This window comes from Kitasatospora sp. NPDC089509 (assembly GCF_044749365.1).
GTDB lineage: Bacteria > Actinomycetota > Actinomycetes > Streptomycetales > Streptomycetaceae > Kitasatospora.
In genome coordinates, this window is the sequence record NZ_JBIVHS010000015.1 from 206,441 (window position 1) to 219,698 (window position 13,258).

Consider the following 13,258-nt stretch of genomic DNA (forward strand, 5'->3'; position numbering starts at 1 on the left):
CGGAATATCCCGTCCACATGGCGGACGGACACGCAGGTCAGGAGGCTGGGAGAGAGGACGTGCCACAGTGCACGTCCCGACGATTGTGCCCAACCGTCCCCCGCCTGAAACAGGGGCGAAACCGGAACGCCACACACCCTGATCATGGACGCCTGGGAATCCATCCCGGGACCGGGGTCGACGGATGCGAATCAGCGGTCCAGAGGCCCGGATGGTGAGACGATGCCGGGCAACCCGCGACGTCCATGTGCGGAACGTCACGCGTTGCCCGGCATAGTCATGCAGTGCGGTCGACCGTCATACGGTCGACGACGGTCAACCGACGTGCCCGCCGATCAGCCGGCCGAGCAGGTACGTCACTCCGGCCGCCGCGCCGCCCAGCACCAGCTGCCGCACCCCGCTGAACCACCAGCTGCGCGCCGTCACCCGGGCCACCACCGCGCCGCAGCCGAACAGGCCGAGGCCCGCCAGCAGCATCGCGGGCAGCAGCGTGGTCGCCCCCAGCAGGTACGGCAGCAGCGGCAGCAGCGCGCCGAGCGCGAAGCACAGGAACGAGGAGGCCGCCGCGACCAGCGGCGAGGGCAGGTCGTGGGGGTCGACGCCCAGCTCCTCCCGGGCGTGGATCTCCAGCGCCAGCTCCGGGTCCCGGGACAGCTGCCGGGCCACCTCGTGGGCCAGCTCCGGCTCCACCCCGCGCGAGACGTACAGCTGCGCCAGCTCGGCCAGCTCGCCGTGCGGGTTGCGGCTCAGCTCCAGCCGCTCGGCCTCGATCTCGGCCTGCACCAGCTCCCGCTGCGAGGCCACCGAGGTGTACTCCCCCGCCGCCATCGAGCAGGCGCCGGCCGCCAGGCCCGCCAGCCCGGTGAGGATCACCGTGCCGTGGGACGCCGCGCCGCCGACCACACCGGTCATCAGCGCGAAGTTGGACACCAGGCCGTCCACCGCGCCGAACACCGCGGGCCGCAGCCAGCCGCCGTTGACGTCCCGGTGGTGGTCGGCGGCGGGTATCCGCGGGTGCTGGGCGGGCTCGGCTTCCAGGGTGCTGGCAGTCACGGTTCTTCCCCTCCGTCTTTCTTCGTCGCCCTGACCGTAGCCCTTCTGACCTGGGCATTTCCAGCAAAGTAAGGCTTCCCGAACGATGCTGAGGCTGCCCTTCGCAGCTCTCGCGAAGGGCAGCCTCAGTCAGTGGAAGTGCCTGCTCAGATCGGGTTCGCGGCGTCCTTGCCGGTCTTCTCGGCGGTGCCGGCGGCGGTGGCGGCGGGCTTCCCGGCCGCCTTCTCCTCCGCCTCGACGTCCAGCAGCTGAGACGGCTTGTCACCGTCCACCGTCTCGCGCGCCTTCTCGGCCGCCTTCGCGCCCGTCTTCTCGGTCGTCTTCTCGGTCGTCTTCTCGCCCGCCGGCTTCTCCTCGGCGCCCGGGACACCCTCGGCACCCTCGTGCGCCGCCGGGTCGATGCTCGCCGGGTCCTCGCGGCCCGGCTTGCGCTTCCCGACGATCACGAAGTAGGCCACCGCGGCGAGGAACACCACGATCGACGTCCAGTCGTTCAGCCGCAGGCCCAGGTAGTGGTGGGCCTCGTCGATCCGCAGGTACTCGATCCAGAACCGGCCCACCGTGTACGCGGCCACGTACACCGCGAAGGCCCGGCCGTGGCCCAGACTCCAGCGGCGGTCCGCCCACATCACCAGCAGCGCCACACCCACGCACCACAGCGACTCGTACAGGAAGGTCGGGTGGTAGACGCCGGTCACCACCTCACCGCCGGGCAGCGTCTTGTGGATCTCCAGGCCCCAGGGCAGCGTGGTCGGCCGCCCGTACAGCTCCTGGTTGAAGTAGTTGCCCCAGCGGCCCATCGCCTGGGCGAGCGCGATGCCCGGCGCGATGGCGTCGGCGTAGGCGGGCAGCGGCACGCCCCGGCGGCGGGCGCCGATCCAGGCGCCGACCGCGCCCAGCGCGATCGCCCCCCAGATCCCGAGGCCGCCCTCCCAGATCTTGAAGGCGTTCCAGGGGTTCTTCCCCTCGCCGAAGTACAGCTGGTGGTCGGTGATCACGTGGTACAGCCGGCCGCCGACCAGGCCGAAGGGCACGGCCCAGACGGCGATGTCGCCGACGGTGTGCTTGGCACCGCCCCGGTCGACCCAGCGCTTGCTGCCGAGCCAGACGGCCACGACGACACCGAGGATGATGCAGAAGGCGTAGGCGCGCAGCGGGATCGGTCCGAGGTAGAGGACGCCCCGCGACGGGCTGGGAATGTAGGCGATATCCATGGCGGTTCCGACGCTACAGGGTCCGACGTCCCCATCGGGCACCCCCGGGGTCACAGATAGCGAACAGCCCCCTCCCGGCCGGAAGGGGGCTGCGGCCACCGGAACGGCTCAGCCGGCCGTCGGCGAGGGGTTGTTGGCCTCCGAAGCGGCCGCCGTGGGCGCGGGGGTCTGCCCGTTGGTGCCGGGCGTGCCCAGCTGCTTGCCCTCGTTGGCGGCGTCCACCCACTTCACCAGGTTCGCCGGGGTGATCTCCTCGTCGCCGTTCTTCGGGTAGATCGGCTTCCCGTTGAGCAGCACCGTCGGCGTCGACTTGTAGCTGGACTTGTCGAAGTCCTGCTGCACCGCGGAGACCCAGCCGCCGTACTTGTTGTCGTTGACGCAGGCCTGGAACTCCGGCGTGTCCAGCCCGTTCACCTGCTTCGCCAGGTTGAGCAGCACCGCCTTGTTGCCGAAGGCGTCGTTGGTCTCGTCCGGCTGGTTGCGGTACAGCACGTCGTGGAAGTCCCGGAAGTGCCCGGCGTCCTGGGCGCAGGCCAGCGCGTTGGCCCCGTTCTTGGAGCCCTTGCCCGGCAGCGCGCGGTCGATGAAGGACACCACGTGGGCGTTGGTGTAGATCTTGCCCTGGTCCTCCAGCTGGTCGATGGTGGAGGAGAACTCCCGCTCGAAGATGCCGCAGGCCGGGCAGCGCGGGTCCTCGTACACCGTGAGCACCGACGGCGCGTTGCTCGCGCCCACCGGGACCACCAGGTTCTTGTCGCCGATCGTCCCGGCCGGGACGGCCGTCGGGGTCTCCGGCTTGGAGCGCTGGTTCTGCACCACCACGCCGACGACCACCGCGGCGGCGATCACCGCGAGCACGGCACCGCCGACGATCAGCTTCTTCCTGCGCCGCGAGGAGGCCTCCTCGGCCGCCCGCTGGTCCAGCATCCGCTCACGGGCGGTGCGCTTGCCTTCTCGGTTCTTCTCGCTCATTGCCTTGACATCCACGGTCGGGGGCCTTCGTCGGGTGCGGGAGTGGGGGACACGGCCGGACGGGTCAGCTGGCCAGCCAGCCGTCGGCCGAGAGCCGGGTGCGCGGCCGCACGAGCAGCCACCCGGCCAGCAGCAGGAACCCGGTGTCGCGAAGGATCTCCTGCAGGTACTCGGTCTGCGAGGCGTCGACGTGTCCGCCGCCGCCGAAGCAGCCGCAGTCGATCGAGATGCCGCGCGCCCAGGCCGAGGCGATGCCGGCGATGAAGGTGAGCAGCAGCAGCGCGGAGACCCCGGCGACCAGCCGGACCCCGAGGCCGATCACCAGCAGCAGGGCGAGCGCCAGCTCCAGGAAGGGCAGCCCGTAGCCGATCGGCTTGACCAGGCCCTCGGGCAGGATCTCGTAGGCCCGGACCGCCTGGGCGGCCTCCGCCGGGTCGGCGATCTTGGCCAGTCCGGCCCACCCCCAGACCACCGCCAGGCCGAGCCGCACGGCGGTGCCCAACCATTCGCTCCAGACCGGCGCCGGCCGCCGCACGGCCGGGTCACCGGGCTGCACCGCCGGGCCGGTCATCAGGGAACCCCCCTCAGGAAACTCGTTCACTCCCTGATGAACCGTAATGGATGAAGGGCGGTTCCTCCGGATTCAGGAATTACGCCGGACGAGTGACGTTCTGTCCGATTACGTCGAACAATCCTCCGTCACCGGCACCCCGGCAGCCGCCCCGGGTCGAACAGCTCCGGTCGCCCCTCCCGCGGCGCCCGGGCGGCCCGCTCGGCCGCGTCCCAGCGCGCCGCCTCCGCACAGGCCACCGCCTCCCGCTCGGCCCGCTCGGCCCCCCGCTTGGCCAGCGCCTGCCCCACCTCGGTGTGGGCGCCGACGGCGGCCCCCAGGGCCAGCGCGGCCGCTGCCGCCCGCAGCAGCACGGCCCGATGAAGACCCGCCACCGGCTCACCCCTTCGCTCGCTCGGCCACCCCGTGCACGTGGTCCGTGCACTCGTCCCTCCTCTCAACGCCGGTCAATCCCGCCTGATGCGTGTCGCCCTCGCTGTTCACTCGTTCGGGGCCGCCGCGAAGTGGACGACCGGCGCGTCGGGCCGGACAGCACGACGGCCCGCCACCCCGGAAGGTGGCGGGCCGTCGGTTCGACCGTGGGTCAGCTCCTGCGGACACCCGCGGCGAGCTCACCGGCGAGCGCGCGGACGGCGTCCAGCGCCGCCGCCTCGTCCTCGCCGGCCGCCAGGATCCGCTTGACGAAGGCCGACCCCACGATCACCCCGTCCGCGAAGCGGGCGACCTCCGCCGCCTGCACGGCGTCGGAGACCCCGAGGCCGACGCAGACCGGCAGGTCGGTGGTGGCCCGGGTCCGGGCGACCAGGTCCTCGGCCAGCGAGCCGACCGCGGAGCGGGTCCCGGTCACGCCCATCACCGCGGCCGCGTACACGAAGCCGCTGCCGGCCGCCGTGACCTCCGCCAGTCGCGCGTCCTTGCTGCTCGGGGCGACCACGAACACGGTGTCCAGCCCGTGCTCCTCCGCCGCCTTGCGCCACTCCTCGGACTCCTCCACCGGCAGGTCCGGCAGGATGCAGCCCGCCCCGCCCGCCGCGGCCAGGTCCGCCGCGAAGCGGGCGACCCCGTAGCGGTCGACCGGGTTCCAGTACGTCATCACCAGCACCGCCGCCCCGGGGTGCGCGGTGGCGACCTCCTGGACGGTGCGCAGCACGTCCTTGATCCGCACCCCGCCGCGCAGCGCGATGTCGTCGGCGGTCTGGATCACGGCCCCGTCCAGGACCGGGTCGGAGTGCGGCAGCCCGACCTCGACGACGTCGCAGCCGCCCTCGATCAGCGCGTTGACCGCCCGGATCCCGCCGTCGACGGTCGGGAACCCGGCCGGGAGGTACCCGATCAGCGCCGCCCGGTCCTCGGCCCTGGCCGCGGCCAGCACCGTGCTCAGCTTCGAAGCCATGATCACTTACCCCCCTCGGCCGCGCCGCCGGCCGGCTCGTCGTACAGCCCGAAGTACTGGGCCGCGGTGTGCATGTCCTTGTCGCCGCGCCCGGAGAGCGAGACCAGGATGGTTGCCTCCGGCCCGAGCTCCCGGCCCAGGTCCAGCGCCCCGGCCAGCGCGTGGGCGCTCTCGATCGCCGGGATGATCCCCTCGGTGCGCGACAGCAGCCGCAGCGCCTGCATCGCCGCGTCGTCGGTCACCGGCCGGTACTCGGCCCGTCCGGTGTCCTTCAGCCAGGCGTGCTCCGGGCCGACGCCCGGGTAGTCCAGACCGGCCGAGATCGAGTGCGACTCGATGGTCTGCCCGTCCTCGTCCTGGAGGACGTACGTCCGGGAGCCGTGCAGCACCCCCGGGTCGCCCTTGGTCAGGGTGGCCGCGTGCCGCGGGGTGTCGGCGCCCTCGCCGGCCGCCTCGCAGCCGATCAGCCGGACCCCGGCGTCCGGGATGAACTCGTGGAAGATCCCCATCGCGTTCGAGCCGCCGCCGACGCAGGCGACCACCGCGTCGGGCAGCCGCCCGGTGCGGTCGAGCACCTGCTGCCGCGCCTCGACCCCGATGATCCGGTGGAAGTCGCGGACCATCATCGGGAAGGGGTGCGGCCCGGCGACCGTCCCGAACAGGTAGTGGGTGGAGTCGACGTTGGCGACCCAGTCGCGGAAGGCCTCGTTGATGGCGTCCTTGAGCGTCCGGGAGCCGGACTTGACGGCCACCACCTCGGCACCGAGCATCCGCATCCGGGCGACGTTGAGCGCCTGGCGCTCGGTGTCGACCTCGCCCATGTAGATGGTGCAGTCGAAGCCGAACAGGGCACAGGCGGTGGCGGTGGCCACCCCGTGCTGGCCGGCGCCGGTCTCGGCGATGATCCGGGTCTTGCCCATCCGCCTGGTGAGCAGGGCCTGGCCCAGCACGTTGTTGATCTTGTGCGAGCCGGTGTGGTTGAGGTCCTCGCGCTTGAGCAGGATCCGCGCGCCGCCCGCCTCGGCGGAGAAGCGGTGCACGTCGGTCAGCGGGCTCGGCCGACCGGTGTAGTCCTTCAGCAGCCCGTCCAGCTCGGCGGCGAAGGCCGGGTCGGCCTTCGCCTTCTCGTACTCCTCGGCGACCTGCTCGACCGCGGCGACCAGCGCCTCGGGGATGAAGCGGCCGCCGTACGCGCCGAAGTAGCCGCGGGCGTCCGGCACCTGGGCGCCGGGCAGGTAGTCCTTCTCGGACATGGTGGTTTCCCTTGCGGAGATGGATGACAGTGACGTCTGATCGGCTGGGTTCAGCCGCGCGTCACGCGCCATCGCCGCCCCGGCACCTGCCCCGGCTCGCAGCCGATCACGTACCGCACCCGACGGCCCAGCACCCGGCGTGCGGGCGCGCGGCAGCCGCGCGGGCGGCAGCCGGGGGCGAGTCGGGAGGCGATCTTCACGGGGTCGGGTCAGTCCTTGTGCCGGACGGCGGGGTGGGCCCCGGCCGCGACCAGGTCGGCGACGGCCGCCCGCGGGTCCTTGCCGGTCACCAGCGACTCGCCGACCAGCACCGCGTCGGCGCCCAGGTTGGCGTAGTGGATGACGTCCAGCGGGCCGCGCACCCCCGACTCGGCGATCTTGACGATGCCGTCCGGGATGGCGTGGGCGACGTTCTCGAAGGTGTTGCGGTCGACTTCGAGGGTCCGCAGGTTCCGGGCGTTGACCCCGATGATCCGGGCCCCGGCGTCCACCGCGCGCTTGATCTCGTCCTCGTCGTGCACCTCGACCAGCGGGGTGAGGCCGATCGACTCGGCGCGCTCGATCAGCGACACCAGGGCCGGCTGGTCGAGGGCCGCGACGATCAGCAGCGCGAGGTCGGCGCCGTGCGCGCGGGCCTCCCACAGCTGGTAGGCGGTGACGATGAAGTCCTTGCGCAGCAGCGGGGTGTCCACCTCGGCGCGGACCGCGTCCAGGTCGGCGAGCGACCCGCCGAAGCGGCGCTGCTCGGTCAGCACGCTGATCGCGGCGGCACCGCCGGCCGCGTAGTCGCGGGCCAGCGCCGCCGGGTCGGCGATCGAGGCCAGCGCGCCCTTGGACGGGCTGGAGCGCTTCACCTCGCAGATCACCCGGACCCCGTCGCCCTTGAGGGCGGCGACGCCGTCCTTGGCCTCCGGGGCCTTGGCCGCGAGCGCCTTGAGCTCGTCCAGGGAGACCCGGGCCTGCCGCTCGGCGAGGTCCTCGCGGACCCCTTCGATGATCGAGTCGAGCACACTCACTCAGGAGCCCCCATCACTTCTGCTGGTTCGCCGGCGCGTGGTGTCGCCGGCGCGGGCCGGACGGGCGGGGCCCGCCGGCTCTTCGATGGTATCGGCACCCGGGTGCCCGCAGCGCATCGGTCCGGCCCGCGTCTCGCGGAACGGGACGCTCCGTGCGGCGGCCCCCAGCTGCGGCTTCACCGGCCCTCCACCGGGCTCCCGGCCGGATTTCCCGGCGCGCTCCCCGGCCGGGCCGGGCCGGTCAGACCACCGGTGGCGCCAGCCCGGCCCCCACCGGCAGGTTGCGCACCACTTCGAACACCAGCACCAACAGGAGGATCAGCGCCCAGCGCCGGCCCCCGACCGAGACCCGGACCGGCCTCCCGCCGGTCAGCGCGGCCCAGGCCCAGCGCAGCCAGAGCACCGCCAGCACGCCGAACAGCAGGACGGCCAGCGCGTTGTCGTGCAGCGCGCCGGTGAGGTCCCCGTGGGTCAGCGCGTGGACGCAGCGCAGGCCCCCGCAACCGGGGCACCACCAGCCGGTGGCGGCCAGAAAGGGGCAGTCGGGGTAGTGCCCGGGGGCGTTCGGGTCCACCACCGCGACGTACCCGGCGGGAATCGCCACCGCCGCCAGCGCGGCCAGCGGCGGCCCCGTCCGGCGCAGCACGGTCGGCGGGGCGGAGGCGGTGGGGGCGGCGTTCACGCCCCGATTGTGCCCGGGCCGGGCCCGGACACAACGAAACGGCGGGCGTGGCGCGCCCGCCGTTCGGTCGTGCGATTTACGCGGTCATGGGGACCGCGGCGGTCCGGCCTCAGGCGGCGGCGACGGCCTCACGGGCCTCGATGGCCGCCTTGCGGGCCGCGGTCTGCTCCGCCACCGACTTGTAGACGTTGGTGCTGGGCTGCGCGCCCATGCCGGCCATCGACATGGCCTTGCCGACGATGCCGCCGACCAGGACGATCGCCAGGCCGGCCCAGACCAGCAGCGGGGACGGCAGGATCATCGCGACACCCGCGACGCCGAAGCCGACGAACGAGATGACGACGCCGGTCCAGGCGGCGGGGTTGTGGCCGTGCGCTGCTGCTGACATCGATGGTGCTCCTAGGCTCTCGGGGCCCGGCCGGGCCTGCGGGGCCGCCGGCGGGTCTGTCGGTTCCCATTGTGCCGGGCCACACACGGGCGGCCCAAAGCGGGTGGCGGGTCTATCGCGTCACACCCGCGGGCCTGTCGCGTCACCCCCGCGGGTCTGTCGCGTCACACCCGCCGCCCGGCCCGGACCGCTCAGACCGCGGTCGGGTCCTCGCCCCGGTCCAGGGCCTTCCACAGGTCGCCGGGCGTGTCGGCCTTCACCGGGGCCTTGCGGGTGGGCGCCTCGTAGCGGCTGCCCATGGCCGGCCAGCCTCGGCCGTACCGCAGGGTGATCAGCCCGGCCACGGCCAGCAGCAGTCCGCCGACCACGGCGACCCACGGCCAGGCGCTGTGCGAGACCTCGGTGGCGGTGGTGCCGGCCAGCGCCAGCTTCCCGGAGGCGGCGGAGTCCAGGGCGGCGGTGTCCGAGGACCCGGCCACCGCGGCGGCGGCCGCGCCCAGCCCGGCCAGCAGGGTCAGCGCGCCGACCGCGAGCCGGCCGACGCCGCGCACCGCGAACACCGCGACGGCGGCGGCCAGGCCCACCAGGGCCAGCCCGCCGGGCAGTTCGGAGATCTTGCCGCCGGTCACGGACACGTCCAGGGTGCCCGCCCGGCCCTCGGCCCAGACCCGTCCGACCGCCGTGAGCACCAGCACGGCGCTCAGCACGGTCAGCAGCAGCATCACGCCGAGGGTGCGGCGGCCCGCCCTGGACGGGGCCGGGGCGGGAGCGGCGGGGGCGGGGGTCTCGTCTGCAGCGGTCACCCGTCCACTATCCCCCGGGTCACCCGCTACGCCGTACCCGGGGTGGGGAACCCGTCCGTCCGCAGCACCACCGTGCGCCCGCCCAGCGGCAGGAACAGGTCGTTGCCGAAGGGCACCCGCTCGGCCTCCCGGTACGACCCGCCCGGGGACGGCGCGGTGTGCACGGTGCAGCCGGCGGCCGCCGGGTCGACCACCACGTACAGCGGCACGCCACTCTCCGCGCAGGCCCGCGCCCAGGCGTGGTCGCGGCCCGGGTGCGACACCTCCAGCACCGCCTCCACGTCCGCGGCGCCGCACCGGCCCCGGGCGTCCCGGACGGCGTCCGCGGCGACCACCACCAGGTCCGGGGCGAGCGGCCCGTGCGCGGCCGGGAAGTCGACCAGGACGCGGGACAACACCCGCCCCCGGCCCCCGAGTTCGTCCCTGAGCTGGACGGCGGCGGCGAGCACGACCTCCCAGCGCAGCTCGTCGTACGGCACCTCGGGCATCCCGGCCGCCTCCTCACGCCTCAGGACAGTTCCGGCCTCCGCAGCGTATTGGCGGTGGCGACGGCCCGCAGCACGGCGGCCGCCTTGTTGCGGCACTCGGTGTCCTCGCCGTGCGGGTCGGAGTCGGCGACCACGCCGGCGCCCGCCTGCACGTACGCGGTGCCGTCGCGCAGCACCGCGGTGCGGATCGCGATCGCGGTGTCGGACGCCCCGGCGAAGTCCAGGTAGCCGACGCAACCGCCGTACAGGCCGCGCCGGGTGGGCTCCAGCTCCTCGATGATCCGCATCGCCCGGGGCTTGGGCGCGCCGGAGAGCGTCCCGGCCGGGAAGCAGGCGGTCAGCACGTCGAAGGCGCTCCGCCCGGGGGCGACCCGGCCGGTCACCGTCGAGACGATGTGCATCACGTGGCTGTAGCGCTCGATCTGCATGAAGTCGACCACCTCGACGCTGCCCGGCTCGCAGACCCGTCCCAGGTCGTTGCGGCCGAGGTCGACCAGCATCAGGTGCTCGGCCCGCTCCTTGGGGTCGGCGAGCAGCTCGGCGGCCAGCGCCGCGTCCTCGTGCGGGGTGGCGCCGCGGTGCCGGGTGCCCGCGATCGGGTGCAGCATCGCCTCGCCGTCGGTGACCTTGACCAGCGCCTCCGGGCTGGAGCCGACCACGTCGAAGCCGCCCTCGGCGCCGCCGTCCGGGCCGGGGAAGCGGAACAGGTACATGTACGGGCTGGGGTTGGTGGTGCGCAGAACGCGGTAGACGTCCAGCGCGGAGGCCGGGCAGGGCGCCTCGAAGCGCTGCGAGGGCACCACCTGGAAGGCCTCGCCGGCCCGGATCCGCTCCTTGACCTCCTCCACCGCGGCCCGGTACGGCGCCCCGCCGAACGGCGAGTGCACCTCGCCGGGGCCGGCCGGGGTGAAGGTCGCCAGGCCCGGGTCGACCGGCTTCAGCAGGCCGGCCTCCATCACGTCCAGCCGGGCCACCGCGTCCGCGTAGGCCTCGTCGACGCCGCTGGCCAGGTCGTTGTGGTTGACGGCGTTGGCGATCAGCAGCACCGTGCCGTCGGAGTGGTCGAGCACCGCGAGGTCGGTGGCCAGTAGCATGGTCAGCTCGGGCAGGCCGAGGTCGTCCGGGTTGAGGTCGGGCAGCTTCTCCAGCCGCCGGACGACGTCGTACCCGAGGTAGCCGACCAGGCCGCCGGTCAGCGGCGGCAGGCCGTCGTCGGCGTGCCGCGGGGTGTGCAGCGCCTCCAGGGCGGCGCGCAGCACCTCCAGCGGGTCGCCGCCGGTCGGGATGCCGACCGGCGGGGTGCCCAGCCAGCGGGCGTCGCCGTCCGGGCCGGCGGTCAGCACGGCGGCGCTGCGCACGCCCACGAAGGAGTAGCGCGACCAGCTGCCCTGCTCGGCGGACTCCAGCAGGAAGGTGCCGGGCCGCTCCTCGGCGAGGCTGCGGTAGAGGCCGATCGGGGTGAGGCCGTCCGCGAGGAGCCTGCGGGTGACGGGGATGACCCGGGTGTCGACGGCGAGCTTGCGGAAGGCTTCGAGGTCCATGCGGGGCGGCACCTTCTGGAGTTGTGGGCGGGGTGTCAGGAGGTCTGGAACAGCACGTCTGCGTCGAAGCAGGTCCGGTCGCCGGTGTGGCAGGCGGCACCGCTCTGGTCGACCTTCACCAGCAGGGTGTCGCCGTCGCAGTCGAGCGCCACCGACTTGACCGCCTGGACGTGGCCGGAGGTGTCGCCCTTCACCCAGTACTCGTTGCGGCTGCGGCTCCAGTAGGTGCAGCGGCCGGTGGTGAGCGTGCGGTGCAGCGCCTCGTCGTCCATCCAGCCCAGCATCAGCACCTCACCGGTGTCGTACTGCTGCGCGACGGCCGGGACCAGGCCGTCCTCGGTGCGCTTGAGGCGGGCGGCGATCGCCGGGTCGAGCGAGGTGGTGCCGGGGGCGGCGGGTGTGGTGGACATGGGGCCATTGTGTCAGCCCGGCCGGAGGGTCCGTTCGGGGTCACTTCCGTCAACCACCTGCCGCGCGGGGCCGCCCTGGGCCATCCTCATGGCCATGACCTCCGAGCAGCAGCCGCCCGAAGCCGCCGCCTCCCGTCCGTCCCGGGGCCTGGTGATCACCGTCGCCGCCGTCCTGGCCGTGCTGCTCGCGGTGGTGGCCACCGTGGTGCTCTGGCCGGAGGACGCCGCCAAGCCCGCCGCCGCCCCGCCCCCGCCGACCCCCACGGCTACCCCCACCCCTTCCCCCACACCCACACCCACCAAGTCCCCGCCCCCGTACGCCTACTTCCCGGTGGGCACCTGCTTCGACCACCCCCAGCTGAGCCCCGTCATCACCAAGGCCGAACAGCGCCCCTGCACGGGCGACCACGACGGCGAGGTCGTCGCCAACCTCAAGCTCCCGGACAACCTCAGCGGCGAACTCCCCATCGCCGTCGCCATGCGCGACGGCTGCAAGGACGCCGAGACCACCGCCAAGGCCCACCAGACCGACGGCAAGTCCTACTACCCCCGCGAGTTCGGCCCCGCCCTGGCCAACTACAAGGACGGCTGGCGCGACTACACCTGCACCCTCACCGCCGGCAACAAGCAGGGCTCCCCCAAGCTCCCCACCCCGCTCCGCCCCTGACCCACGCCGACCCGCCACCGCTTCGACACGACGGGCCGCACCCAGAACTCAACCGTGAGAACTGAGGGCTGGGCCTCCTCCAGCGAGGAGGCCCAGCCGAGGAACAGCGGGGCAACAGAAGAGGAGTCCAGCCGTGGTGCGAACTCCCAAGGCGGGCCCGCGCCCCCCGGCGCGGGCCCCCCAACCACCCCGGGGGGGGCCGCCCCCCCCCCCCCCCCCCCCCCCCCCCCGCCCCCCCGCGCCCCCCCCCCCCCCCCCCCGGGGGGCCGGGGGCCCCGGGCCCCCCCCCCCCCCCGCCCCCACGCGACCACCCTGGTGACCTTTTCCCTGCACGAGAAGTCGGCCGAACCGACTTCCCAAGCAGAGATGAATAGGGGACGAAAAACATCAGTAGGACAGGGATCCGGTGCCGCACCTCGGCACGCCGAGGTGCGGCACTAGGAGAAACCTGCAGCGAATCATCCGCAAAAAACAGATGCGAACGAATTCCCAGGCCCTCCGTAGAGGTAGGTAGTGGTAAGTGGGGCCCGTGTCCTCGGACACGGGCCCCACTTACCACTACCTACCCCGCCCACCCACCCCGTCCATGGAGCGATCACCTCATGGGCGGCCGGGCCGCCCAAAAGACTGCGCACCCCACCCGCCCGCCCTGCCCGGAACCACAAGGCAACGGCGGCCCCGGCCAAGTCTGGCCGGGGCCGCCGAAACAACCAATCAGTGCCCCAACTCCACACTCTCCCCTATCGACCCGTCGCCGCGTAGGCGGCGCCCCAGCGGCGACGCCAACACCCCGGTGTACAATAACCC

The 13,258-nt window shown here is 73.5% G+C and carries 16 protein-coding genes; 1 reads left to right on the forward strand and 15 read right to left on the reverse strand.

The genetic code is table 11. The annotated features are described in order from the left end of the window. Positions 1-315: 315 nt before the first annotated feature. The 15 genes from ACIP4P_RS28370 to hisI all read right to left on the reverse strand — a co-directional run bounded on the left by ACIP4P_RS28370 (position 316) and on the right by hisI (position 11,784). A complete protein-coding gene (locus tag ACIP4P_RS28370) occupies positions 316-1,038 on the reverse strand; it encodes a VIT1/CCC1 transporter family protein (protein WP_400923184.1) in 723 nt (240 codons plus the stop codon). A gap of 161 nt (positions 1,039-1,199) precedes the next feature. Then, entirely contained in the window at positions 1,200-2,267 is a 1,068-nt protein-coding gene (gene lgt, locus ACIP4P_RS28375; protein WP_400923148.1) for a prolipoprotein diacylglyceryl transferase, read from the reverse strand. Positions 2,268-2,375: 108 nt separating this feature from the next. After that, entirely contained in the window at positions 2,376-3,239 is an 864-nt protein-coding gene (locus tag ACIP4P_RS28380; protein ID WP_400923150.1) for a DsbA family protein, read from the reverse strand. Positions 3,240-3,303: 64 nt separating this feature from the next. Next, positions 3,304-3,810: a MauE/DoxX family redox-associated membrane protein gene (locus ACIP4P_RS28385; protein ID WP_350516597.1), complete on the reverse strand. Its 507-nt coding sequence runs from the start codon at positions 3,808-3,810 to the stop codon at positions 3,304-3,306. Positions 3,811-3,938: 128 nt separating this feature from the next. Further along, positions 3,939-4,184, reverse strand: coding sequence for a hypothetical protein (locus ACIP4P_RS28390; protein WP_400923153.1), 246 nt, complete (start codon positions 4,182-4,184; stop codon positions 3,939-3,941). Between the two features lie 209 nt (positions 4,185-4,393). Beyond that, positions 4,394-5,203 carry a tryptophan synthase subunit alpha gene (gene trpA / locus ACIP4P_RS28395; protein WP_400923155.1) on the reverse strand — a complete coding sequence of 270 codons (810 nt, stop codon included), beginning with the start codon at positions 5,201-5,203 and terminating at the stop codon, positions 4,394-4,396. 2 nt (positions 5,204-5,205) lie between these two features. Next, positions 5,206-6,456: a tryptophan synthase subunit beta gene (trpB, locus tag ACIP4P_RS28400; RefSeq protein WP_400923157.1), complete on the reverse strand. Its 1,251-nt coding sequence runs from the start codon at positions 6,454-6,456 to the stop codon at positions 5,206-5,208. Positions 6,457-6,506: 50 nt separating this feature from the next. Continuing rightward, a complete protein-coding gene (gene trpM, locus ACIP4P_RS28405) occupies positions 6,507-6,656 on the reverse strand; it encodes a tryptophan biosynthesis modulator TrpM (RefSeq protein ID WP_400923159.1) in 150 nt (49 codons plus the stop codon). Between the two features lie 9 nt (positions 6,657-6,665). Continuing rightward, entirely contained in the window at positions 6,666-7,472 is an 807-nt protein-coding gene (gene trpC / locus ACIP4P_RS28410; protein ID WP_350516593.1) for an indole-3-glycerol phosphate synthase TrpC, read from the reverse strand. A gap of 241 nt (positions 7,473-7,713) precedes the next feature. Beyond that, complete coding sequence (locus ACIP4P_RS28415) at positions 7,714-8,154, reverse strand: DUF2752 domain-containing protein (protein WP_350516592.1); 441 nt, start codon at positions 8,152-8,154, stop codon at positions 7,714-7,716. A gap of 109 nt (positions 8,155-8,263) precedes the next feature. After that, the gene (locus tag ACIP4P_RS28420) at positions 8,264-8,542 is read right to left on the reverse strand and encodes an HGxxPAAW family protein (RefSeq protein ID WP_350516591.1); all 279 of its coding nucleotides are present in this window, start codon (positions 8,540-8,542) and stop codon (positions 8,264-8,266) included. 191 nt (positions 8,543-8,733) lie between these two features. Next, positions 8,734-9,345, reverse strand: coding sequence for a TIGR02234 family membrane protein (locus ACIP4P_RS28425; RefSeq protein WP_400923162.1), 612 nt, complete (start codon positions 9,343-9,345; stop codon positions 8,734-8,736). 26 nt (positions 9,346-9,371) lie between these two features. After that, a complete protein-coding gene (locus tag ACIP4P_RS28430; protein WP_350516589.1) occupies positions 9,372-9,833 on the reverse strand; it encodes a Uma2 family endonuclease in 462 nt (153 codons plus the stop codon). Positions 9,834-9,853: 20 nt separating this feature from the next. Then, positions 9,854-11,374: an anthranilate synthase component I gene (locus ACIP4P_RS28435; RefSeq protein WP_400923164.1), complete on the reverse strand. Its 1,521-nt coding sequence runs from the start codon at positions 11,372-11,374 to the stop codon at positions 9,854-9,856. A 35-nt stretch (positions 11,375-11,409) separates the two neighbouring features. Next, complete coding sequence (gene hisI / locus ACIP4P_RS28440; protein WP_350516587.1) at positions 11,410-11,784, reverse strand: phosphoribosyl-AMP cyclohydrolase; 375 nt, start codon at positions 11,782-11,784, stop codon at positions 11,410-11,412. Between the two features lie 94 nt (positions 11,785-11,878). Here hisI and ACIP4P_RS28445 point away from each other — a divergent pair, with 94 nt between their 5' ends. Further along, on the forward strand, positions 11,879-12,451 hold the full coding sequence (locus tag ACIP4P_RS28445; protein ID WP_400923167.1) for a hypothetical protein: 573 nt from the start codon (positions 11,879-11,881) through the stop codon (positions 12,449-12,451). Positions 12,452-13,258: the final 807 nt, after the last annotated feature.